Raw genomic sequence first — 764 nt, forward strand, 5'->3', positions numbered from 1 at the left:
CGCGACGGCGGTGGCCGCGGGCGGGAGCGCCCGCCAGGGCGTCGCGAGCGCCACCACGGCCAGGATCACCCCGCCGAGCACGGCGAGCACCACCCCGGCCTGCCGCCGATCGCCCATCCCCCGCTGGTCGCCCATCCCGGGCGACCCCGCCCCTGGCCGCGGCTCGACGCCCATCCCCTCTGCCCCCGCCTCTCCCCGATGCCGGTCGTCCACCGCGTCAGCCCCCTACGCCAGTTGCTCGCGCACGTACGCGCGCCATCGTGCCGTCAACTCCCCGACCGGTAGCGCGAGCGCGGCGAGCGCGTGCTCTGCGCCCCTTGTCCGAGCATCACGGTAGAGCCTCACCAGCGTCGCCTCCCCGAACCGCGCGGCGACGAACCGGCACGCGAGCCACGCCTCCTGGTAGGCGGCGGCCAGCCGGGCCGTCCCGGGCGCGAACGCGGCGGGACCGGGAAGCTCGCGGGGCATCCTCCCGGCCCGCACCTCGGCGGCGAGCTCGGCGGCGGCCACCCGGACGGGCAGGCCCGCGTCCCGGTAGGCGACGTAGTCGGCGAAGCCCTCGTACAGCCAGACGGGCAGCCCGCCGGTCCCCGCGGCGACGTGGGTCAGCTCGTGGGCCAGCACGACGTCCCGCCCGGTGGGGGTGAGCCGGTCGAACGCCCCCGGCACCACGATCACTCTGCCGCCGTCGGCCACCGCCGCCAGGCCGTCGAGCGCGCCCGTGCGGGCCAGCCGCGCGGCCTCCGCGGCCGAGGCGGGCACCA

At 78.7% G+C, this 764-nt stretch carries 1 protein-coding gene and 1 pseudogene; both read right to left on the bottom strand.

What is annotated here, in order from left to right:
• A partial coding sequence (locus DQW85_RS44715) for a hypothetical protein (RefSeq protein ID WP_162795207.1) occupies window positions 1-213 on the bottom strand: 213 nt, incomplete at its 3' end.
• Window positions 214-225: 12 nt separating this feature from the next.
• Window positions 226-764: pseudogene (locus DQW85_RS21930) on the bottom strand (basic secretory family protein); the annotation flags it as partial.

It is taken from the genome of Nonomuraea lactucae, from assembly GCF_003313395.1.
Lineage (GTDB): Bacteria > Actinomycetota > Actinomycetes > Streptosporangiales > Streptosporangiaceae > Nonomuraea > Nonomuraea lactucae.